Below are 21,452 nucleotides of genomic sequence, written 5' to 3' on the forward strand. Positions count from 1 at the left end.
TGTGACATGGACCACCTACTTTTGTCGATAGGCATACAAAAGGTGCTCGTGCTTCAATGGAAGTGTGTCCATCCCGCAGCCCGCCCCGGCACTCACGAGCCACGGTTCACGCCCGCGGTCCGCTGCTCCATCGCCGTCGGGCGCCAGCGACATCTTCCAGGTCCTCCGGGACGGCCGGCCGCGCACGCGTGCCGAACTCGCCCAGATCACCGGACTGGCCCGCTCCACCGTCGCTGCCCGCGTGGACGTCCTCACGGGACTCGGCCTCGTGTCGCCCATCGGCGGCGTCTCCACCGGAGGGCGGCCGCCGTCCCTGTTCGCGCTGAATCCCTCGGCGCGGGTGGTCATCGGCGCCGACCTCGGGGCCACCCACGCCGTCGTCATCCTGGCGGACCTTGCCGGCGAGGAGCTCGCCCGGGAGCGGCAGGACATCAGTATCGCGGACGGGCCCGACGCCGTCCTCGGGTGGTTGGTCTCGGCCATCGGTCGGCTGCTGCGCGCGGCGGAACGCACGGAGGATCTCGCGGCCATCGGCATCGGGCTACCCGGGCCGGTGGAGCACGACACCGGGCGCCCGATCAACCCGCCGATCATGCCGGGCTGGGACAGGAGTGACGTGCCGGGGATCGTCCAGGCGAGCTTCGACGTCCCCGTCCTCGTGGACAACGACGTCAACATCATGGCGCTGGGCGAACAGAGCAGCAACTGGCCCGACGTGGGCGACCTGATGTTCATCAAGGTGGCGACCGGCATCGGCGCGGGCATCATCTCGGGCGGCGTGCTGCAGCGAGGGGCGCAGGGCACGGCGGGCGATCTGGGGCATGTCCGTGTCGCCTCCGCGGGCGAGGCCCCGTGCCGCTGCGGGAACACCGGCTGCCTCGAAGCCGTGGCCAGCGGCCCGGCGCTCGCGGCCGCCCTCGGCGCGCGCCCTGGCGTCGCGGGCAGCCAGGACGTGATCGACCTCCTGCGGTCCGGTGACGCCACGGCGCTCCAGGCCGTCCGGCAGGCGGGCCGCGACATCGGTGACGTGGTGGCGATGTGCGTGAATCTGATCAACCCCTCGATCGTCGTGATCGGCGGTTCCCTCGCCCAGGCCGGCGAGCACCTGCTCGCCGGGATCCGGGAGGTCGTGTACACGCGGTCGCTGCCGCTCGCGACGGAGCACCTGCGGATCGTCCCGTCGGTCTCCGGCCAGAGCGCGGGTGTCGCCGGTGCGGCGGTCCTGGCCATCTCCCATGTCCTCTCTCCGGAAGCGATCGACGCCGCGAGTGCGATCGGCGGGTGACCGGCGTCGGCCGCGTGCCGGCTGCGGGGTCGTTGCCGGGCCGCGCGGCTGGAGTGGCAGGCGTCGCCGTCGACCTCCACCACGAGGAAGCCCTCCAGGAGGAAGGCCCTCGCGGTGTCTCCGCGCCGCAGGGAACTCTCGACCATCACGGCGGCGTCGACGGCCGGAAGACAGTGCAGTGCGTGGAGCAGGGCATCGGTCGCCCGAAGGTGGACAACTCCGGGCCGGTTCGGAACGATCCCGGGGGATCGGTCCCCGGAGGGGTGTATCCCGTCGCGACACGCCGCCCGCCGCGCAGTGGACCCGGCCGATGTCCCCGGGCCCGGTACGGCCCGCGCGGCGACGTGCGACGCGTCGGCAGGGCCTCGATAGACTGGCCGCATGACCGCCGAGACCGCGCAGACCGCCGACCGCTCCCGCCTCCTGGAGCTCATCAAGGAACTCGCCGTGGTCCACGAGCGCGTCACGCTCTCGAGCGGGGTCGAGGCCGACTACTACATCGACCTCCGCCGGGTCACGCTGCACCATGAGGCGTCCGTGCTCGTCGGACGCGTCATGCTCCAACTGCTCGACGACGCCGGTATCGCCTTCGAGGCCGCGGGCGGCCTGACGATGGGCGCCGATCCGGTCGGCACCGCCGTGATGCACGCCGCGGCGCGGGACGGCCGACCCATCGACGCCTTCGTGGTCCGCAAGACCCAGAAGACCCACGGCATGGCCCGCCAGGTGGAGGGGCCGGATGTGGCCGGGCGCCCCGTCGTCGTGCTCGAGGACACCTCGACCACGGGAGGGTCCGCCCTCACCGCCGTCGAGGGTGTCCGCCGGGCGCGGGGCGACGTGCGCGCCGTCGCCGTGATCGTGGACCGCGACACCGGGTCGAAGGAGCGCATCGAGTCCGAGGCCGGGGTCCCCTACCTCTTCGCCTTCGGCAAGGACGAACTGGGTCTCGCCTGACCGGGACCGCGCACGGGCACGGTCCGGACCTCCCCATGCAGGACGACGACGGCAAGGTACTGCAGCAGGCGCGGAGCTTCCGTGAGTCCTCGCGTCGGTCCTTCCTGATCGGCAGCGCCGCGGCCGCCGTGGTGACGGCCGACCTCGTCACCACGCGCCTCATCCAGGGCGAGCGGGACCAGACGCGCATCCTTCCGCTCGACGACGAGGACGCCCGCGCGCGGTTCCCCGACGACCGGTGGGTCCTCTTCCCCGGTTACAAGACGAGCTGGGAGGAGGGGCTCTGGATCCTCAACTCGTTGCGTCCTGCCCTCAGCCGGCGGGGACAGATGGCGGTGATGGGCTACTCCAACCGCGGCCTGGACATCAACAACGTCGTGGCCACCATGAACCGCTACGTGGACAACTTCCGGCTCGAGCGGCTCTACTTCTACGGCCACAGCTTCGGCGGCATGGTGGCCGTCGAGGTCGCGGCGCGACTGCGTGACCGCGGCATCCCCGTGGAGCTCATCTTCCTCGACTCCTCGCCGTCCAGCCGCTACGACGTCCGCGACCAGCGCATGTTCGACGGCGTGGTGCGGCTCTACGAGGCCGGGGTGCGCGTGCCGATCAGCCTGCGCGGCACGTACGAGCTCGGCGAGCGGATCGTCCACAAGAACGAGCGCACCTGGAGCCAGATCGTGGACCAGACGCTCGAGCAGCTCTCCCCCCTCGCGCCCAGCAGCGAACTCATCCAGACCCAGTCCTCGTACATCTACCACTTCGACGTCTCGCGGTTCCGGCTCTCCCTCGGCGACACCAAGGTGGTCTTCGCGGGCAACCCGGACGACGGCGTCGTGAACTACCTGACGGCGCGCGCAGGCTGGGCGCGCTCCCTGCCGGACAACGTGGTCTCGACCGATCACCGCACGGATGGCGCACTGCCCGCGCACGCCAGCCCGCAATGGAACCCGTTGATCTACCAGGAGATCGTCTCGGCCGTGCAGCGCGAGTACGTCCCGGTCCCGCGCGGCGGCGGCTGGAAGCGCTTCTTCTGAGCCGGGCCTAGACCTGGTCGATCAGCTCCGCCACCGAGCCGCAGATCTGCGCCGGACGGAAGGGGTAGGCGTCGATGTCCGCCGGCTGGGTGATGCCGCTGAGCACGAGGACCGTGTGCAGGCCCGCCTCCATGCCGGCGATGATGTCGGTGTCCATGCGGTCGCCGATCATCGCCGTCGTCTCCGAATGCGCGTCGATCTGGTTCATCGCGGAGCGGAACATCATCGGGTTGGGTTTGCCGACGATGTACGGGTCGCGGCTCGTCGCCGCCGTGATCATGGCCGCGATGGCCCCCGTCGCGGGCAGGGGGCCCTCCTTCGACGGACCGGTGACGTCGGGGTTGGTCGCGATGAACCGCGCGCCGTCGAGGATGAGGCGGACCGCCTTGGTGATCGCTTCGAACGAGTAGGTGCGCGTCTCGCCGAGTACCACGTAGTCGGGATTCGTGTCGGTGAGGACGAATCCGGCCTCGTGCAGCGCCGTCGTCAGCCCTGCCTCGCCGATCACGTACGCCCGTCCGCCCGGCAGCTGGTCCCGCAGGAACTGGGCCGTGGCCAGCGCCGACGTCCACAGGTTCTCCTCGGGGATCTCGAGCCCGGACGCCTTGAGGCGTGCCGCGAGGTCGCGCGGGGTGTAGATCGAGTTGTTCGTCAGGACCAGGAAGCGCTTCGAGGTGGCCACCCACCGTTCGATCAGTTCGGCCGCGCCCGGGATGGCCTGGTTCTCGTGCACCAGGACCCCGTCCATGTCCGTGAGCCAGCACTCGATGTGTTCGTTCTCGCGCATGGGGCGTCCTTTCCAGGGTGTGCGGGGAGCTGCCACTGCCAGTCTTCCACCTTCGGTGCCGTCTACGCTTGAACGGTGAATGAATCCCTGCCGGAGACTCCCGACCAGCCCGACGCCCCCGGGGCACCGGGCCCTCCCGTCGGCGTCGGCCCGTGGGAGGGCGAGGCGCCCGACGGCGAGCACTGGGACCGCGACCTGCTCGCCTCCGGGGACACCCGCAATGTCGTCGACGCGTACCGGTACTGGACGCACGAGGCGATCGTGGCCGACCTCGACGAGCGGCGGCACGGCTTCCACGTGGCCATCGAGAACTGGCAGCACGACCTCAACATCGGTTCCGTGGTGCGTACCGCGAACGCTTTCCTCGCCCGGGAGGTGCACATCATCGGACGACGACGCTGGAATCGGCGCGGCGCGATGGTCACCGACCGCTACCAGCACGTCCGCCACCACCCCACCGTCGCGGACTTCACCGCGTGGGCCGCGGCCGAGGGGCTGGCCGTGATCGGGATCGACAACTTCCCGGACTCCGTGCCCCTGGAGACCTACGACCTCCCGGAGAAGTGCGTGCTCGTGTTCGGGCAGGAGGGCCCGGGCCTCACGCCGGAGGTCCACGACGCGGCCGAGGCGACCCTCTCGATCGCGCAGTTTGGGTCCACCCGGTCCATCAACGCGTCCGCGGCCGCCGCGATCGCGATGCACGGCTGGGTGCGCCGGCACGTGTTCGGCCAGCCCGTCTGACCCCGCGTCATCCCGGACCTGACCCACTGCGCCGGGCAGGTCCGCTCGCTAGGATGAAGCGAAGCACTCACCACCACGAAGGAGTCCTCAGTATGCCTATTGCAACCCCTGATGTTTACGCCGAGATGATCGACCGCGCCAAGACGGGCGGCTTCGCGTTCCCGGCCGTGAACGTGACGTCTTCGCAGACCCTCAACGCGGCCATGCGCGGCTTCGCCGAGGCGGGCTCCGACGGCATCGTGCAGGTCTCCACGGGCGGTGCGGCGTACTGGTCCGGCGCGAGCGTCAAGGACATGGTCGCCGGCTCGCTCGGTTTCGCCGCCTTCGCCCGGGAGGTCGCGAAGAACTACGACGTCAACATCGCCCTCCACACTGACCACTGCCCCAAGGACAAGCTCGACGACTTCGTGCTGCCCCTGCTCGCCGCGTCCGAGGAGGCCGTGAAGAACGGCAGGGACCCCATCTTCAACTCGCACATGTGGGACGGCTCGGCCGAGACCCTCGAGGAGAACCTCCGGATCGCGCGCGAGATCCTGCCCCGCGCCGCGGCCGCGAAGATCATCCTCGAGGTCGAGATCGGCACCGTCGGCGGCGAGGAGGACGGCGTCGAGAACGCCATCAACGACAAGCTCTACACCACGGTCGAGGACGCCCTCGCGACCGTCGACGCCCTCGGCGCCGGCGAGCACGGCCGCTACATCACGGCCCTGACCTTCGGGAACGTGCACGGCGTGTACAAGCCCGGCGGCGTGAAGCTGCGCCCGGAGATCCTCAAGGAGATCCAGGACACGGTGGGCCAGAAGATCGGCAAGGACAAGCCGTTCGACCTCGTGTTCCACGGCGGCTCCGGCTCCTCGGACCAGGAGATCGCCGACGCCGTCTCCTACGGCGTCATTAAGATGAACATCGACACGGACACCCAGTACGCGTTCACGCGCCCGGTTGCGGACCACATGCTCCGCAACTACGACGGCGTCCTGAAGATCGACGGCGAGGTCGGCAACAAGAAAACCTACGACCCCCGCGTCTGGGGCGCCTCGGCCGAGGCCGGCCTCGCCGCGCGCGTCGTCGAAGCCGCCGCGTCCCTCGGGTCCGCCGGCAAGAAGCTCTAGCGCCGTGTCGGACGAGTTCCGCAGGAACCTGCTGGGCCCCGAGCCCACCCTGCTGCCCGAGGAGCCGGACGTCGTCGGGCGCTTCGCCGCGGGCGACGAGGCCGTCGATCTGGCCGCCGCCCACCCGACGTCGTCGCTCGTGTGGGCCGTCCTCGCGGACGAGGCCTACGCGGAGGGCCGGACGATCGAGTCCTACGCCTATGCGCGCACCGGCTACCACCGCGGTCTGGATGCGCTGCGGCGCAGCGGCTGGCGCGGTGCCGGCCCCATCCCGTATTCGCACGAGCCGAACCGTGGCTTCCTGCGGGCGCTCTTCGCCCTGGGTCGGGCCGCGGCCTCCATCGGCGAGATCGAGGAGGCGGAGCGGATCGCGGTGTTCCTCAGGGAATCGGATCCGGAGGCCAGCGCGCAGATCGCCGGCTGACCTGACGCGATGACGGAGAAGGCGGGTCCCGCTGCGGCGGCCCGCCTTCCCTGCTGTCCGGGCCGAGCAGGTACCACCTACTCGCTTCCGGAGCCGAGAATCGAGTAGTGCTCATCCTTGTGCCGGTGTTACCAACGCGACCACTGTTAAAAGAACCACGCACTGTGGTGAGGCGGATGGGAGTAGTGGTGAGCATGGCTATGAATGTGAGTACCAGTGATCTGTACACGGTGGCCGAGGTTGCCGCCATGATGCGGGTGTCGAAGATGACCGTCTACCGCCTAGTGCAGGCCGGGACGATCCACAGCATCCGGTTCGGACGCTCCTACCGGGTACCGCAGAGTGCGGTGCGGGAGTACATCGCCTCGACCAACTCGGGGTCCGACTACTCCATCTGACGCATGACGGACGGGACGGTATGAGGGGCTTCGCCCGGTTCTTCCCTTCCGCGCCCGGTCCCGGAGTTGCCGGGGACGCCGGTCTCTTCGGGCCAGGGTCGACGGTGTGGCGCGTCGCGCGTGAGCGGCTGGTCGTGGCGGGTGGACCGGCGGCGCTCCTGCTGCAGGTCGCGCACCCACTGGTCGGCGAGGGCGTACGCGCCCACAGCGATTTCGCCACGGATCCCCTCCAGCGACTGCGGGGAACGCTCGACGCCGTCCTCACCGTCACGTTCGGGGACCACGTGCAGGTCCGCGCGGCCGCGGACCGGGTGGCGCGGAAGCATCGCCGGGTCACCGGGACGCTGCCGCACCCCAGCGCTGCGGTACCCGCCGGCACCCCCTACAGCGCCACCGATCCCGGGCTGGCCCTCTGGGTGTTCGCGACCCTCGTGTGGACCGCCCTCCAGGTGACGGACCGCTTCCTGCGCCCGACGACGGCGGACGAGCGCGACGCCTACTACCGGGACATGACCAGGCTCTCCCACTTCTTCGGCGTGACGGACGCCGTGCTGCCCGCGGACTACCGAGCCCTCGAGCGCTATGTCGTCGAGCAGGTCCGGGGGACGCTCGACGCCGGTCCCACGGCCCGCCTCATCGCCCGGCAGATCCTCGCTCCGGAACCGCCGCTGATCGCGGCACCGCTCAGGCCGCTGCCCGCCATCCTGGCGGCAGGCATCCTGCCCGCGCAGCTGCGCGAGGGGTACGGCCTCCCGTGGCGGCGTCGCGAACGACTGGTGTTCGCCGTCGTCCAGTGGGGCACCCGGCTCGTGGTGCCCCTGCTCCCGGAAAGGGTCCGCTACTGGCCGCACTACCTCGTGGCCCGGGACCGGATGGCCGCGGACGACTGACGGCCGGCGTGGTCACTCCTCGGGGCGGCGGATGGTCGTCGTCACCGTCACCAGCTGCGGGCGGGGCGGTGCGGAGCTGAAGCCGAACCGGACGGGCGGGCTGACCGGGGCCAGGGTGCCCAGATCCGCGCCCCGCCACGTCGCCGTCGCGCCGAGGACCGCACGGGCCGAGGTGACGCCGTAGTACTCCGTGCGGCCCTGCCCGGCGGAACCGGCCGTCGCTACGCCCTTCACCAGCAGCGACGCCACCGGGTTGATCAGCGCGAGCCACCGCGGATGCGTGGCCACACGCCGCGGGACCAGGCCGAGCAGCCGCCCCAGCACGGTGACGCCGCCGAGCTCGGCGAGGACCTGCAGGTCCCCGGCGTCGACGACGAGCCGGCCACCGGCCAGGGCCGAGGTGATGGGGGTAAGCACGACGTCGTCGAACGCGTACGTGGCTCCGACGTACTCCGCGATCCCGGCGCTGGGCGCGAGCAGCGTCCGCCGGCCCGCCGCGTCCTCCATCATGACGTCCGTGAAGGCGCCGAAGGGCGAGGTGTCCCACCGGCCGATCACCAGGCGGGTACCCGAGGCGGTGCCGAGGCCGGCGATGTGTCCTTCGAAGCGATCCATGCCCCCCATTGTGCCGCGGGCACCCGACGGCGTCCCGACGGGGCCGGGAGCAGTCGCAACGGAACCGCAACAGTCAGGGCCGAAGCTTTTTCGGCACTCCCCCGACACCTCGGCTAAACTCGGACGGTAAGAGCCCCAGTGGCCGCACCGAGTGTGCGACCGGTTGGGGCGTTCTGATGCACGGCGCACTTTCCGCGGTCGCGCGGGGGGAACCCGTACCTGATGGGGGAGGATCCCATGCCAGCAATCGTCATTGTCGGAGCCCAGTGGGGCGACGAGGGTAAGGGCAAGGCCACTGACCTGCTGGGCGGCCGGGTCGACTACGTCGTGAAGCCGAACGGCGGCAACAACGCCGGGCACACCGTGGTCGTCAACGGCGAGAAGTACGAGCTGAAGCTCCTTCCCGCCGGCATCCTCAGCCCGAACGCCGTGCCGATCATCGGCAACGGCTGCGTCATCAACCTCGAGGCGCTCTTCGAGGAGATCGACGGGCTCGAGGCCCGCGGGGCCGACACCTCGAAGCTGCGCGTCTCCGCCAACGCCCACCTCGTGGCGCCCTACCACCAGGTGCTCGACAAGGTCACCGAACGCTTCCTCGGCAAGCGCGCGATCGGCACCACGGGCCGCGGCATCGGCCCGGCCTACATGGACAAGGTCGCCCGCCTGGGGCTCCGTGTCCAGGACGTCTTCGACGAGTCGATCCTGCGCCAGAAGGTCGAGGGCTCCCTCAAGCAGAAGAACGAGCTGCTGGTGAAGGTGTACAACCGCCGCGACGTCGAGGTCGAGGAGGTCGTCTCCTACTTCCTCTCCTTCGCCGAACGGCTGCGTCCCCTCGTCATCGACTCCACGTTCGTGCTCAACGAGGCCCTGGACGCCGGCAAGGTGGTCCTCATGGAGGGCGGCCAGGCGACCTTCCTCGACGTCGACCACGGCACCTACCCGTTCGTGACGTCGTCGAACCCCACGGCCGGCGGCGCATCCGTCGGTTCGGGCATCGGCCCCACGCGCATCTCCCGCTCGATCGGCATCATCAAGGCGTACACCACGCGGGTGGGCGCGGGACCCTTCCCCACGGAGCTCTTCGACGAGATGGGCACGTACCTGCAGAAGACCGGCGGCGAGTTCGGCGTCAACACCGGCCGTCCGCGCCGCTGCGGGTGGTACGACGCGGTGCTGGCGCGCCACGCGTCGCGCGTCAACGGCTTCACGGACTACTTCGTGACGAAGCTCGACGTCCTCACGGGGATCGAGAGCATCCCGGTGTGCGTCGCCTACGACGTCGACGGCGTCCGGCACGACGAGATGCCCATGACGCAGACCGAGTTCCACCACGCCAAGCCGATCTTCGAGTACTTCGACGGCTGGACCGAGGACATCACGGGGGCCCGCACCATCGAGGACCTGCCAGACAACGCGCAGACCTACGTGCAGGCTCTCGAGAAGCTCTCCGGGACCCGGTTCTCGGCCATCGGCGTCGGCCCGGACCGCGACCAGACCATCGTGGTCAACGACCTCATCAACTGAGTCCCCGGGACGGCAGAGGCCCCCTTCGTCCTGCGAAGGGGGCCTCTGCCGTCCCGGTCTCGTGCGCCGGTCCGCGGCTACAGGTTGACGGTGATGTCCGCGCTCTCGCGCAGCTGCGCGATCAGGGCCTGGGCCGCTTCGGATGCCTTGCCGCCCTCGAGCTGCTCCACGATCTCGTTCCGTACCTCGTCGAGCGGGGGCAGCGGCGTATCGGTGGCCCCGCTGGCTTCCTGCTGGGCCTTCGCGGCGTCGTACGCCTCCTGGATCTCCTCGTCACTGGGCGTCGTGTCGCCTGCCTCCTCCGCCAGCAGTGCGTCGAGCTTCACCTGGTCCGCGAGCTGCGCATCGAACTCCGCCTCGTCCAGCCCCTGCTCGGCGAAGGCTGCACGCAGCTCCTCCTCGGAGCCCAGCTGACTGGCTTCCAGCAGATCCTCGATCGCCGCGGCCCGGGCCTCGGGGGTGACCTCGATGCCGCGTTCTTCCGCTTCCTGACGCAGCAGCTCCGTGCTCACGAGGTTGTCCGCGACCGTCGTCTTCAGCAGGTCCTGGTCCACCTCCTGGCCGCCGGCCTGCGCCTGGGCGGCCGCCTGCGGGAACTGGCCCTCGTAGGCCGCGGTGAATTCCTCCCGCGTGATCTCGGTGCCGTTGACGACGGCGACGACGTCGGGGACACCGTCGAGGTCCGGCTCCGGCTGTGCGGCGGCCGACTCGTCCGGTGCGGGCGCGGCGCTCGATGCGGCCGCGCCCTCGGGCTCGTCGCCCCCGGCACCGCATCCACCGAGGACCGCGATGGAGCCGACGAACGCGGCTGCGAGCAGGCGCCGGCCCAGGATTGTTCCCTTGATGGTCATACTGAGCCCGTCCTTGCGTTGCGTGCGATGGTCAGCCTGCGACGATAGCCGTGCCACCTGAACGTCTGCTGGACGCCGCCGCAAGGCGCTACCAGCCCCAGGTCCCCGCGCCGCCCTTGAAGGGGCCGACGATCGCCGAGGTGATCCACCCGCCGTAGAAGTCCCCCTCCTGGGCCTGCACGCGTTCGCCGTCCACGGTGCACCCGTCCATCCGCGAGGGATAGAGCGCCGCGCGCGTGGCGAGGTCCTCGTACCCGCTCACGGGCGTGGGGTACGTCCAGGCACCGCGGGGGCTGCGGGCGGTCCCGGCGACGACGTCGAAATAGCTCGCTGCGCCCTTGAACTCGCAGTGCGTGGAGCCGTCGACGGGTACCAGGACCCCGGGGGTGAACGCCTCGATCGGCAGGTAGTAGACCGGCGGATGGCTCGTCTCGAGGACCCGGACGGCGTCGTCCGTGCTGATGATCAGCCTGCCGCCGAACCGCACCTCGATCCTCGCCGTCGTCCGCTCCACCCGCGGGGGCCTCGGGTAGTCCCACACCGATTCCTGTCCGGGGCCGGGTTCCATGCGCTGTCTCTTCACCGGGTTCCTCATGGAGCGAAGGCTACTCCGGTGATCTGGACGGGGTCTGTACGCTGGAAGGTAGGTGTCATCCACACGTGAGGGCGGGAACATGTTGGTCAGCGTTGGTCAGTTCAGGCCCGGCGGGGACGTCGCGGCGAACCTCGCCGTGATGCGGGAGCTCGCGGCCGAGGCAGCCGCCGGGGGCTCGGAACTCATCGTCTTCCCCGAGGAGTCGATGGTCGCGGTCGGCCGGGTCGAGGGCTCTCTCCAGCACACGGTCGAGGCCGCCTGGACCTCCTTCGTCCAGCAGCTGTCCTTCATCGCGGCCGAGCACTCCATCGCGGTCGTCGCCGGGGGGTACGAGCCCAGCGGCGAGGAGCGCCCCTTCAACACGCTCGTCCTCGTGGACGGGACCGGCCGGATCATGGACACGTACCGGAAGCTGCACCTGTACGACGCCTTCAGCTACCAGGAGTCCATGCGGATCAAACCGGGTGACGGCGGCATCACGGTGGCCCGGCTCGGCGGACTCGGGGTGGGCCTCATGACCTGCTACGACCTCCGGTTCCCCGAGCAGGCGCGCGCGCTCGCGGACGCCGGGGCCGATCTCATCTGCGTGCCCGCCGCGTGGTTCAAGGGTGACCACAAGATCGAGCACTGGGAGACCCTGCTCAGGGCGCGTGCCATCGAGAACACGGTGTGGGTGGCCGCTGCCGGGACCTCCAGCAGCCACACCATCGGCCATTCCGCGGTCATCGACCCCATGGGGGTCCCGCAGGCCCACCTCGAGGACGAGGAGCGGGGCGTCGTCACGGCCGAGGTGACGCGGCGCAGGGTCGACGACGTCCGAGAGTTCCTGCCCGTCCTGAAGAACAGGCGCTTCGCCCGGAACGAGACCATTGTCGACGCCCACTGACGCGGAGCCTCCCGGCCGCACGGTGTCCGCCCACCCCGCGGAGGTCCGATGGTCCCCGGATCAGGGCCGCGCCGCGAACATCCGGGACGTGGCCCGGCGGGCGGGGGTCTCGCACCAGACCGTCTCCCGGGTGATCAACGGCCACCCGAGCCTGCGCGCGGAGACGCGCGACCGTGTCCTGGTCGCCATGGACGAGCTGAGTTTCCGACCGAACCGGGCGGCCCGTGCCCTCGTGACCAGCCGCTCCACCACCATCGGCGTGCTCGTCAGCAAGGGCTTCGAGTACGGTCCCGCCGCGAGCCTGCAGGCCATCGACAGCGCGGCGCGCGAGGCCGGGTACGCCGTGGACGTGGCGCACCTCGACGACGTCGACGGCGGATCCATCCGCTCGGCGCTCGACCGGCTGCTGGCGCACGGTGTGGACGGCCTCATCATCCTGGCGCCGCAGACGCGGACCCTGGGGGAGATCGAGCGCCTGTCCATCACGCTGCCGTTCGTCACGGTGCACTCCGCGCGAGAGCGTGACGACCACCGGTTGTCCGTGGACCAGTCCGGCGGGGCCGTCCTCGCCACCCGCCACCTGCTCGAACTGGGCCACCGGCGGATCGCGCACGTCGCGGGACCTGACGGCTGGTTCGAGACGGACGCCCGCGTGCGCGGATACCGCAGCGAGATGCGGGCGTGGGGCCTGGAGTCCGAGCCGCTCCTCTCCGGTACCTGGACGGCGGAGTCCGGGTACCGGGCCGGGCTCGCGCTGGTCGGGGACCCGGGGATCACCGCGGTCTTCTCCTCGAACGACCAGATGGCGCTCGGCCTGATGCACGCCTTCCGTGAGCACGGGCGCCGGCTGCCCGGGGACCTCAGCGTGGTCGGTTTCGACGACGTCCCCGAGGCCGCCCACTACTGGCCGCCGCTCACCACGGTGCGACAGGACTTCCCCGAACTCGGCCGGCGCTGCGTCGCGCGGCTGCTCGGGCTGATCGGCGCGCCGGGATCTGACGTCGTGCCCGGACCGGACGGGGGAGTGGACGACGTGCGGCCCGAGCTCGTCGTCCGGTCCTCGACGGCCCGCCTCCCGGACTGAGTCCGCCACGCCCGTCGCCGCCGGCGATCATTGACACATCCCACCAGCAGGCCGCACACTGGTGAGCGCCGATGTGAACGGTCACATGACCGGTCACATCAGCCCCGATCCATCAGGGCACTGCCTGCAGTCCCGAGAAGAACGAAGAGGTCCTTCCCTTGAGCGACTCCCTCCCCGGCGCGCCTGCACCCACGGCGGACGCCGGCAGACCGACCTACGTCATCGGCGTCGACTACGGCACCCTGTCCGGACGGGCCGTCGTCGTGCGTGTCTCCGACGGTGCCGAACTCGGTGCCGCGACGCTCGAGTACCCGCACGCCGTCATGGACTCGACCCTCGCGGCGACGGGGGAACAGCTGCCGCCCGAGTGGGCCCTGCAGGTGCCCTCCGACTACGTCGACGTCCTCCGGACGGCCGTCCCCGCGGCCGTGGAGCAGGCGGGCATCGACCCGCGCGACGTCATCGGTATCGCCACCGACTTCACGGCGTGCACCATGGTCCCCACGCTCGCCGACGGCACGCCGCTGAACGAGGTGCCCGGCTTCGAGGGTCGCCCGCACGCTTACGTGAAGCTGTGGAAGCACCACGCCGCCCAGGGACAGGCCAACCGCATCAACGACCTCGCGGCCGCACGCGGCGAGGCCTGGCTGCCGCGCTACGGCGGACTGATCTCGAGCGAGTGGGAATTCGCCAAGGGTCTGCAGCTGCTCGAGGAGGACCGCGAGCTCTACGACCTCATGGACCACTGGGTGGAGGCGGCGGACTGGATCGTCTGGCAGCTCACGGGGGAGTACGTGCGGAACGCGTGCACCGCCGGGTACAAGGGCATCTACCAGGACGGCGCCTACCCCTCCGAGGAGTTCCTCGCGGCGCTCAACCCTGACTTCGCCCGGTTCGCGCGCGACAAGGTGGAGCACACCATCGGGGCCCTCGCCTCGAGCGCCGGCACGCTGTCCGAGCAGGCCGCGGGCTGGACCGGCCTGCCGGTAGGCATCGCCGTCGCCGTCGGGAACGTCGACGCCCACGTCACAGCCCCGGCCGCCCAGGCCACGGACCCGGGCCAGATGGTCGCCATCATGGGCACCTCGACGTGCCACGTCATGAACTCGGACCGGCTGGCCGAAGTGCCGGGCATGTGCGGCGTCGTCGACGGCGGGATCGTCGAGGGCTTCTACGGCTACGAGGCCGGCCAGTCCGGTGTCGGCGACATTTTCGCCTGGTTCGTCGCCCACCAGGTGCCGGGCGAGATCCGCGACGCCGCCGCGGCGCAGGGGCTCAGCGTGCACGAGTACCTGACGGAACAGGCGCAGGCGGAGCCCGTCGGGGCGCACGGCCTCGTCGCGCTCGACTGGCACTCCGGCAACCGCTCCGTCCTCGTGGACCACGAACTGTCCGGGACGGTCGTGGGACTCACGCTCGCCACGAAGCCGCACGAGATCTACCGCGCGTTGCTGGAATCGACGGCCTTCGGGACCCGCACCATCGTCGAGACCTTCAACGAGTCCGGCATCCCCGTGACCGAGTTCATCGCCGCCGGCGGGCTCATCCGCAACCCGTTCCTCATGCAGGTCTACGCCGACGTGCTGAACATGCCCATCTCCGTGATCGGCAGCGCGCAGGGGCCGGCGCTCGGCTCCGCGATCCACGCCGCCGTCGCGGCCGGTGCCTACGAGGACATCCACGCCGCGGCCGCCGCCATGGGCCGCCTGGACCGCGCCGCCTACACCCCCGACCCCGAGAATGCCGCCGCCTACGACGCGCTGTACCGCGAGTACACGGAGCTGCACGACTACTTCGGACGTGGCGGCAACGACGTCATGCACCGGCTCAAGGCGCTCCGCCGCTCCGCCCGCACCCGGCAGGCGGCGATCGCCGTATGAGTACCTTCAGCCCGGCCGTCGAAGCGGCCATCACCAGGGTCCGGCAGGACGTCGCTGCCCTGCACGCGGAACTCGTGCGCTACGGGCTCGTGGTCTGGACCGGCGGCAACGTCTCCGGTCGGGTGCCCGGGGCGGACCTCTTCGTCATCAAGCCCTCCGGTGTCAGTTATGACGAGCTCACGCCGGAGAACCAGATCCTGTGCGACCTCGACGGCAACGTCATCGACGGAACACCCGGCTCGGAGCGCTCGCCGTCGAGCGACACCGCGGCGCACGCCTACGTGTACCGGCACATGCCCGACGTCGGAGGCGTGGTGCACACCCACTCCACCTACGCCGTCGCCTGGGCCGCCCGCGGCGAACCGATCCCCTGCGTCATCACGGCCATGGCCGACGAGTTCGGCGGCGAGATCCCGGTGGGCCCGTTCGCGATCATCGGCGACGACTCGATCGGCCGCGGCATCGTCGAGACCCTCACCGGCCACCGCTCGCGCGGCGTGCTCATGAAGAGCCACGGCCCGTTCACCATCGGCAAGGACGCGAAGGACGCCGTCAAGGCCGCGGTGATGCTCGAGGACGTCGCCCGCACCGTCCACATCTCCCGTCAGCTCGGTGCGCCCGCGGGCATCCAGGCCGAGCACATCGACTCACTCTTCGACCGGTACCAGAACGTCTACGGTCAGACCCCCACCCCAGGAGTACCGGCATGAGCCCCCTCAGCACCACCCTCGACACCTACGAAGTCTGGTTCGTCACCGGCAGCCAGGACCTCTACGGCGAGGAGACGCTGCAGCAGGTCGCCGAGCAGTCCCAGGAGATCGTCCGCCTGCTCGGCGAGTCCGGTCTGCCCGTGAAGGTGGTGTGGAAGCCCACCCTGAAGGACTCCGGGTCGATCCGGCGCATGGCCCTCGACGTCAACGCCGCGGACAACGCCATCGGCGTGATCGCCTGGATGCACACCTTCAGCCCCGCGAAGATGTGGATCGCGGGCCTCGACGCCCTCCGCAAGCCGCTGCTCCATCTGCACACCCAGATCAACGTCGCACTGCCGTGGGCGGAGATCGACTTCGACTTCATGAACCTCAACCAGGCTGCGCACGGCGACCGCGAGTTCGGGTACATCCAGTCGCGTCTCGGCGTGCCTCGGAAGACCGTCGTCGGGCACGTCTCCAGCCCGGACGTCTGCGCGAAGGTGGCCACCTGGCAGCGTGCCGCCGCCGGCTGGGCCGCCGTGCACGAGCTCAAGGTGGCCCGCTTCGGTGACAACATGCGCAACGTCGCGGTGACCGAGGGCGACAAGACCGAGGCCGAACTCCGCTTCGGCGTCTCGATCAACACCTGGGGCGTCAACGACCTCGTCGCCGCCGTCGAGGCCCAGTCGGGGGACGACGTCGACGCCCTCGTGGCCGAGTACGAGCAGACGTACGACGTGGCCCCGGAACTCCGCCGTGGCGGCGACCGCCACGAGTCACTGCGCTACGGCGCCCGTCAGGAACTCGGCCTGCTGTCCTTCCTCGAGGACGGCGGCTTCGGCGCCTTCACCACGAACTTCGAGGATCTCGGGGCACTCCGCCAGCTCCCCGGTCTCGCGGTCCAGCGCCTCATGGCGCGCGGCTACGGCTTCGGCGCCGAGGGCGACTGGAAGACCGCCGTCCTCGTCCGGGCCGCCAAGGTCATGGGCGCGGGGCTCCCCGGCGGCGCCTCGCTCATGGAGGACTACACCTACCACCTGGTGCCCGGGGAGGAGAAGATCCTCGGTGCGCACATGCTCGAGATCTGCCCTTCCCTGACCACCGCGAAGCCCTCCCTCGAGGTGCACCCCCTGGGTATCGGCGGCAAGGAGGACCCGGTGCGCCTCGTGTTCGACACGGATGCCGGCACGGGCGTCGTCGTGGCGATGTCGGACATGCGCGACCGCTTCCGCCTCACGGCCAACGTCGTCGAGGTGGTGCCGCCCGACGCCCCGCTCCCCAATCTCCCGGTGGCCCGCGCGGTGTGGAAGCCGGAGCCGAGCCTCGAGACCTCCGCAGCAGCGTGGCTGAGCGCCGGCGCCGCGCACCACACCGTCCTCACCACCGCGGTGGGCCTCGAGGTCTTCGAGGACTTCGCGGACATCGCCGGGGTCGAGCTGCTGCGCATCGACGCCGATACGAGGCTGCGGGACTTCCAGCGCGAACTGCGATGGAACGCCGCCTACTACCGGCTGGCGCAGAAACTCTAGGACCCTCTCCCCGAACGCCGGCAACGCTGCCGGAAACCACTCACAAGGAAGTTCCACCATGAATCGGAAATACCTGGCAGGCATCGCGGCCGCCGGCATCCTGACCCTCAGCCTCACCGCCTGTGGCGGAAGCCGCGGGGGTGGCGATGCCACCGCCGCGGAGGGCGGCTCCAACGAAGGCGCCAAGATCGGCGTCGCCATGCCCACGCAGCAGTCCGAACGCTGGATCGCCGACGGCGAGAACGTGAAGACCCAGCTCGAGGACCTCGGCTACGAGGTGGACCTGCAGTTCGCCAACGACGACATCCCCACCCAGGTCTCCCAGATCGAGAACATGATCAACGGCGGCGTGAAGGCCCTCGTCATCGCCTCGATCGACGGCACCACGCTGACCAGCGTCCTCGACCAGGCCGAGGCCCAGGACATCCCGGTGATCGCCTACGACCGCCTGATCAACGGTTCGGACACCGTGGACTACTACACGACGTTCGACAACGAGGAGGTCGGCGTGCAGCAGGCCACCTCGCTGCTCACCGGCCTCGGCGTCCTCGACGCCGAGGGCAACGAGACGGGCGAGAAGGGCCCCTTCGACGTCGAACTGTTCGCCGGCAGCCCGGACGACAACAACGCCACGTTCTTCTGGAACGGCGCCATGGAGACACTGCAGCCCTACCTGGACAGCGGTGTGCTGCGCGTGCCCAGCGGCCAGACGGACTTCGAGCAGGCGGCGATCCTCCGCTGGCTCCCCGACACGGCCCAGGACCGCATGGAGGATCTCCTCACGGTGGGCGGTGGCGAACGCCTCGAGGGCGTCCTCTCCCCGTACGACGGCCTGTCCATCGGCATCATCTCCGCCCTGACCTCCGGCGGGTACTCGGCGGACGAGCTGCCGGTCGTCACCGGCCAGGACGCCGAGGTCGGCTCGGTGAAGTCGATCATCGCCGGCGAGCAGTACTCGACGATCTTCAAGGACGTCCGCGAGCTCGGCAAGCAGGCCGTCACGATGGTCGATGCCCTGATGAAGGGCGAGGAGCCCGAGACCAACGACAACGAGACGTACGACAACGGCGTCAAGGTAGTGCCGTCGTACCTTCTCGAATCCGAGATCGTCACGGTCGACAACTACGAGGCCGCCCTCGTGGAGACCGGCTACTACACCGAGGACGAGCTCAAGTAGCCGCCCTGCACCTCTGACACCGATGGCCCCGGACCTTCCTGGTCCGGGGCCATCGGTGCCGTACCTCGCCCGGCCGATCCCGGGACTCCCACTGACGTAAGCGAGGCTCGACCATGGCGGAGAACATCCTCAGGATGCGCCGCATCACCAAGACCTTCCCGGGCGTGAAAGCCCTGCAGGACGTCAACCTCGACGTCGTGCGGGGCGAGGTCCACGCCATCTGCGGGGAGAACGGGGCCGGGAAATCGACCCTCATGAAAGTGCTCTCCGGGGTGTACCCGCACGGCACGTACGACGGCGACATCGAGTTCGAAGGCACCGTCGCGCACTTCAAGGACATCCGTGACAGCGAGCGCGACGGTGTCGTCATCATCCACCAGGAACTCGCGCTCTCACCTTTCCTGTCCGTCGCGGAGAACATCTTCCTCGGCAACGAACGGGAGAAGCGCGGCTTCATCAACTGGAACGAGACCAACGTCGAGGCAGCCAAGCTGCTCCGTCGCGTGGGCCTCGACCTGAACCCGGTGGTGCGGGCCCGCGACATCGGGGTGGGTAAGCAGCAACTCGTCGAGATCGCGAAGGCCCTCTCGAAGAACGTGAAGCTGCTGATCCTCGACGAGCCCACCGCAGCGCTGAACGACGAGGACTCCGCACACCTCCTCGGGCTCGTGAAGGGCCTTCGTTCGGAGGGGATCACCTGCATCATCATCAGTCACAAGCTGAACGAGATCCGCGAGATCGCGGATTCGGTGACCATCCTCCGTGACGGCCGCACCATCGAGACGCTGAGCCTCCACGACGGCTCCGTGACGGAGGAGCGCATCATCAAGGGCATGGTGGGGCGCGACATGGAGAGCCGCTACCCGGAACGCACGCCGTCGATCGGCAAGGAGGTGCTCCGGGTCGAGGACTGGACGGTCCACCACCCGCAGGAGAGCGGCCGCGTGATCGTCGACTCGGCGAACCTCTCCGTCCGAGCCGGTGAGGTGGTCGGAGTCGCCGGCCTCATGGGAGCGGGGCGGACCGAACTCGCCATGAGCATCTTCGGCCGGAGCTACGGCTCCAACATCACGGGCACGCTCTACAAGAACGGGACGCCGATCACCGCGAGGACCGTCGGGGACGCCATCCGGCATGGCATCGCCTATGCCACGGAGGACCGGAAGCGGTACGGCCTCAACCTGATCGACGACATCAAGCGCAACATCTCCGGCGCCGCCCTCGGCAAGCTCGCGAAGCGCGGCTGGGTGAACAGCGGCCAGGAGACCGTCGTCGCCGGGGACTACCGGCGGTCGATGAACATCAAGGCGCCCTCCGTCACCTCCATCACCGGGAAGCTCTCCGGCGGCAACCAGCAGAAGGTGGTGCTCTCGAAGTGGATGTTCTCGGACCCCGACGTGCTGATCCTCGACGAGCCCACGCGCGGGATCGACGTCGGCGCGAAGTACGAGATCTACACGATCATCAACCGTCTCGCAGGAGAGGGGAAAGCCGTGATCGTCATCTCCTCGGAGCTCCCCGAGCTCCTCGGCATCTGCGACCGCATCTATACCCTCGCGGAGGGCCGCATCACCGCAGAGGTGCCCATCGCACAGGCAACACCGGAACTTCTCATGCAGTACATGACCAAGGAAAAGGACTGAATCGATGGCAACGACCGTCAAGGACCCTGTCGTCTCGACGCCGCCTCCCACCGTCAAGGACGGGTTCTCCTTCCTCGCCGGCAGGTTGCGGCAGATCGGTATCTTCGTAGCGCTCCTCGTGATCGTCACCCTGTTCCAGGTGCTGACCGGAGGTGCACTGCTCCAGCCGGACAACGTCTCGAACATCATCGTGCAGAACAGCTATATCCTCCTGCTGGCCATCGGCATGGTCATGATCATCGTCGCCGGGCACATCGATCTGTCGGTCGGGTCGGTCGCGGCGTTCGTGGGCGCCATGTCCGGCATCATGGTGCAGGACTGGAACTTCCCGTGGTGGGCCGCGTTCGTCGCCTCGTTGATCATCGGAGGTCTGGTGGGTGCGTGGCAGGGCTTCTGGGTGGCCTATGTGGGGATTCCGGCGTTCATCGTCACCCTCGCCGGCATGCTCGTCTTCCGCGGTCTCACGCAGATCGTGCTCGAGAACCAGCGCATCACCGGTTTCCCCGAGGAATACCGGCAGCTCGGCGGTGGATTTCTGTTTCCGGGGCTGTTCCCCGCCGAGACGAACCTGCTGGACTGGACCACCGTGGGGCTCGGGGTCATCGCTGTCGTGCTCCTCGTCGTCACCCAGCTCCGTGGGCGCGCCACCCGGGCCCGCCTGCAGCTCGAGGACGAGCCGCAGGCCTGGTTCTTCACAAAACTCGCCTTCATCGTGGCGATCATCCTGGGTCTGACCTACCTGCTCGCGAGCTCCCGTAGCGGGACGCCGATCGTGCTGGTGGTTCTCGGTGTGCTGATCGTCGGTTACAGCGCCGTGATGAACAATTCGGTGTTCGGCCGCCACATCTACGCCCTCGGCGGTAACCTGCAGGCAGCGCAGCTCTCGGGCATCAACACCAAGCGCATCGATTTCATGCTCTTCGTCAACATGGGAGTGCTGGCCGCACTGGCCGGACTCATCTTCACCGGTCGACTCAACTCCGCCGGTCCGGGTGCCGGCAACCTGTTCGAACTCGACGCGATCGCCGCGGCGTTCATCGGAGGCGCCGCGGTGACCGGAGGCGTGGGTACGGTCATCGGGGCGATCACCGGTGGCCTGATCATGGGTGTGCTCAACAACGGGATGTCGCTGCTCGGCGTGGGGATCGACGTCCAGCAGTTCATCAAGGGCATGGTGCTCCTGCTCGCCGTGGGGTTCGACGTCTTCAACAAGCGCCGCGCCTCCAACGCCTTGAAATAGGACTCCACAGAAAGATCCGAGAAAAGTCGGGACGGGCGTAACCTCGCCCGGCCCCCCGTCGATTACCTGAATGAAAGCGCCGCACCGGGGCTTATCCCCCAACGGGCC

Annotated in this window: 21 protein-coding genes; 17 read left to right on the forward strand and 4 right to left on the reverse strand. The window is 69.4% G+C overall.

What is annotated here, in order from left to right; all coding sequences use genetic code 11:
- The first annotated feature begins 70 nt into the window (after nt 1-70).
- The 3 genes from ACX80F_RS08665 to ACX80F_RS08675 all read left to right on the forward strand — a co-directional run bounded on the left by ACX80F_RS08665 (nt 71) and on the right by ACX80F_RS08675 (nt 3,276).
- On the forward strand, nt 71-1,285 hold the full coding sequence (locus ACX80F_RS08665) for an ROK family transcriptional regulator (protein ID WP_459336110.1): 1,215 nt from the start codon (nt 71-73) through the stop codon (nt 1,283-1,285).
- A gap of 381 nt (nt 1,286-1,666) precedes the next feature.
- On the forward strand, nt 1,667-2,239 hold the full coding sequence (pyrE, locus tag ACX80F_RS08670; protein ID WP_459335980.1) for an orotate phosphoribosyltransferase: 573 nt from the start codon (nt 1,667-1,669) through the stop codon (nt 2,237-2,239).
- 35 nt (nt 2,240-2,274) lie between these two features.
- Nucleotides 2,275-3,276: an alpha/beta fold hydrolase gene (locus ACX80F_RS08675; RefSeq protein ID WP_459335981.1), complete on the forward strand. Its 1,002-nt coding sequence runs from the start codon at nt 2,275-2,277 to the stop codon at nt 3,274-3,276.
- A 7-nt stretch (nt 3,277-3,283) separates the two neighbouring features.
- On the opposite strand, the gene ACX80F_RS08680 is transcribed toward ACX80F_RS08675, so the two are convergent.
- Nucleotides 3,284-4,063, reverse strand: coding sequence for an HAD-IIA family hydrolase (locus ACX80F_RS08680; RefSeq protein WP_459335982.1), 780 nt, complete (start codon nt 4,061-4,063; stop codon nt 3,284-3,286).
- Nucleotides 4,064-4,138: 75 nt separating this feature from the next.
- Between ACX80F_RS08680 and ACX80F_RS08685 the strand changes: the two genes are divergently transcribed.
- The 5 genes from ACX80F_RS08685 (at nt 4,139) to ACX80F_RS08705 (ending at nt 7,628) form a co-directional block, all read left to right on the forward strand.
- Nucleotides 4,139-4,804 (forward strand): TrmH family RNA methyltransferase, encoded by a 666-nt coding sequence (locus tag ACX80F_RS08685; protein WP_459335983.1) that lies wholly within the window; start codon nt 4,139-4,141, stop codon nt 4,802-4,804.
- A gap of 92 nt (nt 4,805-4,896) precedes the next feature.
- Nucleotides 4,897-5,916: a class II fructose-bisphosphate aldolase gene (gene fbaA / locus ACX80F_RS08690; RefSeq protein ID WP_459335984.1), complete on the forward strand. Its 1,020-nt coding sequence runs from the start codon at nt 4,897-4,899 to the stop codon at nt 5,914-5,916.
- A 4-nt stretch (nt 5,917-5,920) separates the two neighbouring features.
- Entirely contained in the window at nt 5,921-6,340 is a 420-nt protein-coding gene (locus tag ACX80F_RS08695; protein WP_459335985.1) for a DUF3151 domain-containing protein, read from the forward strand.
- A gap of 188 nt (nt 6,341-6,528) precedes the next feature.
- The gene (locus tag ACX80F_RS08700; protein ID WP_459335986.1) at nt 6,529-6,738 is read left to right on the forward strand and encodes a helix-turn-helix domain-containing protein; all 210 of its coding nucleotides are present in this window, start codon (nt 6,529-6,531) and stop codon (nt 6,736-6,738) included.
- Between the two features lie 20 nt (nt 6,739-6,758).
- The gene (locus ACX80F_RS08705; protein ID WP_459335987.1) at nt 6,759-7,628 is read left to right on the forward strand and encodes an oxygenase MpaB family protein; all 870 of its coding nucleotides are present in this window, start codon (nt 6,759-6,761) and stop codon (nt 7,626-7,628) included.
- A 12-nt stretch (nt 7,629-7,640) separates the two neighbouring features.
- Here the strand turns inward: ACX80F_RS08705 and ACX80F_RS08710 are convergent, their stop codons facing one another.
- Nucleotides 7,641-8,243 carry a hypothetical protein gene (locus ACX80F_RS08710; protein ID WP_459335988.1) on the reverse strand — a complete coding sequence of 201 codons (603 nt, stop codon included), beginning with the start codon at nt 8,241-8,243 and terminating at the stop codon, nt 7,641-7,643.
- Nucleotides 8,244-8,480: 237 nt separating this feature from the next.
- Here ACX80F_RS08710 and ACX80F_RS08715 point away from each other — a divergent pair, with 237 nt between their 5' ends.
- Nucleotides 8,481-9,767, forward strand: coding sequence for an adenylosuccinate synthase (locus tag ACX80F_RS08715; RefSeq protein ID WP_459335989.1), 1,287 nt, complete (start codon nt 8,481-8,483; stop codon nt 9,765-9,767).
- 77 nt (nt 9,768-9,844) lie between these two features.
- On the opposite strand, the gene ACX80F_RS08720 is transcribed toward ACX80F_RS08715, so the two are convergent.
- Both ACX80F_RS08720 and ACX80F_RS08725 read right to left on the reverse strand, forming a co-directional pair.
- Complete coding sequence (locus ACX80F_RS08720; protein WP_459335990.1) at nt 9,845-10,618, reverse strand: SurA N-terminal domain-containing protein; 774 nt, start codon at nt 10,616-10,618, stop codon at nt 9,845-9,847.
- Nucleotides 10,619-10,706: 88 nt separating this feature from the next.
- Complete coding sequence (locus ACX80F_RS08725) at nt 10,707-11,186, reverse strand: DUF427 domain-containing protein (protein ID WP_459335991.1); 480 nt, start codon at nt 11,184-11,186, stop codon at nt 10,707-10,709.
- A gap of 106 nt (nt 11,187-11,292) precedes the next feature.
- Here ACX80F_RS08725 and ACX80F_RS08730 point away from each other — a divergent pair, with 106 nt between their 5' ends.
- The 8 genes from ACX80F_RS08730 to mmsB all read left to right on the forward strand — a co-directional run bounded on the left by ACX80F_RS08730 (nt 11,293) and on the right by mmsB (nt 21,344).
- Nucleotides 11,293-12,099 (forward strand): carbon-nitrogen hydrolase family protein, encoded by an 807-nt coding sequence (locus tag ACX80F_RS08730; RefSeq protein WP_459335992.1) that lies wholly within the window; start codon nt 11,293-11,295, stop codon nt 12,097-12,099.
- 22 nt (nt 12,100-12,121) lie between these two features.
- Nucleotides 12,122-13,183, forward strand: a complete 1,062-nt coding sequence (locus ACX80F_RS08735; protein WP_459336111.1) for a LacI family DNA-binding transcriptional regulator — start codon at nt 12,122-12,124, stop codon at nt 13,181-13,183.
- A gap of 158 nt (nt 13,184-13,341) precedes the next feature.
- Nucleotides 13,342-15,063 carry a ribulokinase gene (araB, locus tag ACX80F_RS08740; RefSeq protein WP_459335993.1) on the forward strand — a complete coding sequence of 574 codons (1,722 nt, stop codon included), beginning with the start codon at nt 13,342-13,344 and terminating at the stop codon, nt 15,061-15,063.
- A complete protein-coding gene (locus ACX80F_RS08745; protein ID WP_459335994.1) occupies nt 15,060-15,773 on the forward strand; it encodes an L-ribulose-5-phosphate 4-epimerase in 714 nt (237 codons plus the stop codon). The genes araB and ACX80F_RS08745 overlap by 4 nt, the downstream gene beginning before the upstream one ends.
- Nucleotides 15,770-17,284 carry an L-arabinose isomerase gene (araA, locus tag ACX80F_RS08750; RefSeq protein ID WP_459335995.1) on the forward strand — a complete coding sequence of 505 codons (1,515 nt, stop codon included), beginning with the start codon at nt 15,770-15,772 and terminating at the stop codon, nt 17,282-17,284. Before ACX80F_RS08745 ends, araA begins: the two co-directional genes overlap by 4 nt.
- A gap of 58 nt (nt 17,285-17,342) precedes the next feature.
- Nucleotides 17,343-18,461 (forward strand): multiple monosaccharide ABC transporter substrate-binding protein, encoded by a 1,119-nt coding sequence (chvE, locus tag ACX80F_RS08755; RefSeq protein ID WP_459335996.1) that lies wholly within the window; start codon nt 17,343-17,345, stop codon nt 18,459-18,461.
- Between the two features lie 113 nt (nt 18,462-18,574).
- Complete coding sequence (mmsA, locus tag ACX80F_RS08760) at nt 18,575-20,104, forward strand: multiple monosaccharide ABC transporter ATP-binding protein (protein ID WP_459335997.1); 1,530 nt, start codon at nt 18,575-18,577, stop codon at nt 20,102-20,104.
- 4 nt (nt 20,105-20,108) lie between these two features.
- Entirely contained in the window at nt 20,109-21,344 is a 1,236-nt protein-coding gene (gene mmsB / locus ACX80F_RS08765; protein ID WP_459335998.1) for a multiple monosaccharide ABC transporter permease, read from the forward strand.
- Nucleotides 21,345-21,452: the final 108 nt, after the last annotated feature.

This window comes from Arthrobacter sp. TMS2-4 (assembly GCF_054511075.1).

What these genes read in the sequence shown, in the direction of transcription:
- ACX80F_RS08715 (WP_459335989.1), top strand. Translation starts at nt 8,481, where the DNA reads ATGCCAGCAATCGTCATTGTCGGAGCCCAGTGGGGCGACGAGGGTAAG.
- ACX80F_RS08720 (WP_459335990.1), bottom strand. Translation starts at nt 10,618, where the DNA reads ATGACCATCAAGGGAACAATCCTGGGCCGGCGCCTGCTCGCAGCCGCG.
- ACX80F_RS08745 (WP_459335994.1), top strand. Translation starts at nt 15,060, where the DNA reads ATGAGTACCTTCAGCCCGGCCGTCGAAGCGGCCATCACCAGGGTCCGG.
- ACX80F_RS08725 (WP_459335991.1), bottom strand. Translation starts at nt 11,186, where the DNA reads ATGGAACCCGGCCCCGGACAGGAATCGGTGTGGGACTACCCGAGGCCC.
- fbaA (WP_459335984.1), top strand. Translation starts at nt 4,897, where the DNA reads ATGCCTATTGCAACCCCTGATGTTTACGCCGAGATGATCGACCGCGCC.
- araA (WP_459335995.1), top strand. Translation starts at nt 15,770, where the DNA reads ATGAGCCCCCTCAGCACCACCCTCGACACCTACGAAGTCTGGTTCGTC.
- ACX80F_RS08675 (WP_459335981.1), top strand. Translation starts at nt 2,275, where the DNA reads ATGCAGGACGACGACGGCAAGGTACTGCAGCAGGCGCGGAGCTTCCGT.
- ACX80F_RS08680 (WP_459335982.1), bottom strand. Translation starts at nt 4,063, where the DNA reads ATGCGCGAGAACGAACACATCGAGTGCTGGCTCACGGACATGGACGGG.
- chvE (WP_459335996.1), top strand. Translation starts at nt 17,343, where the DNA reads ATGAATCGGAAATACCTGGCAGGCATCGCGGCCGCCGGCATCCTGACC.
- ACX80F_RS08730 (WP_459335992.1), top strand. Translation starts at nt 11,293, where the DNA reads ATGTTGGTCAGCGTTGGTCAGTTCAGGCCCGGCGGGGACGTCGCGGCG.
- mmsA (WP_459335997.1), top strand. Translation starts at nt 18,575, where the DNA reads ATGGCGGAGAACATCCTCAGGATGCGCCGCATCACCAAGACCTTCCCG.
- ACX80F_RS08705 (WP_459335987.1), top strand. Translation starts at nt 6,759, where the DNA reads ATGAGGGGCTTCGCCCGGTTCTTCCCTTCCGCGCCCGGTCCCGGAGTT.
- mmsB (WP_459335998.1), top strand. Translation starts at nt 20,109, where the DNA reads ATGGCAACGACCGTCAAGGACCCTGTCGTCTCGACGCCGCCTCCCACC.
- ACX80F_RS08710 (WP_459335988.1), bottom strand. Translation starts at nt 8,243, where the DNA reads ATGGATCGCTTCGAAGGACACATCGCCGGCCTCGGCACCGCCTCGGGT.
- pyrE (WP_459335980.1), top strand. Translation starts at nt 1,667, where the DNA reads ATGACCGCCGAGACCGCGCAGACCGCCGACCGCTCCCGCCTCCTGGAG.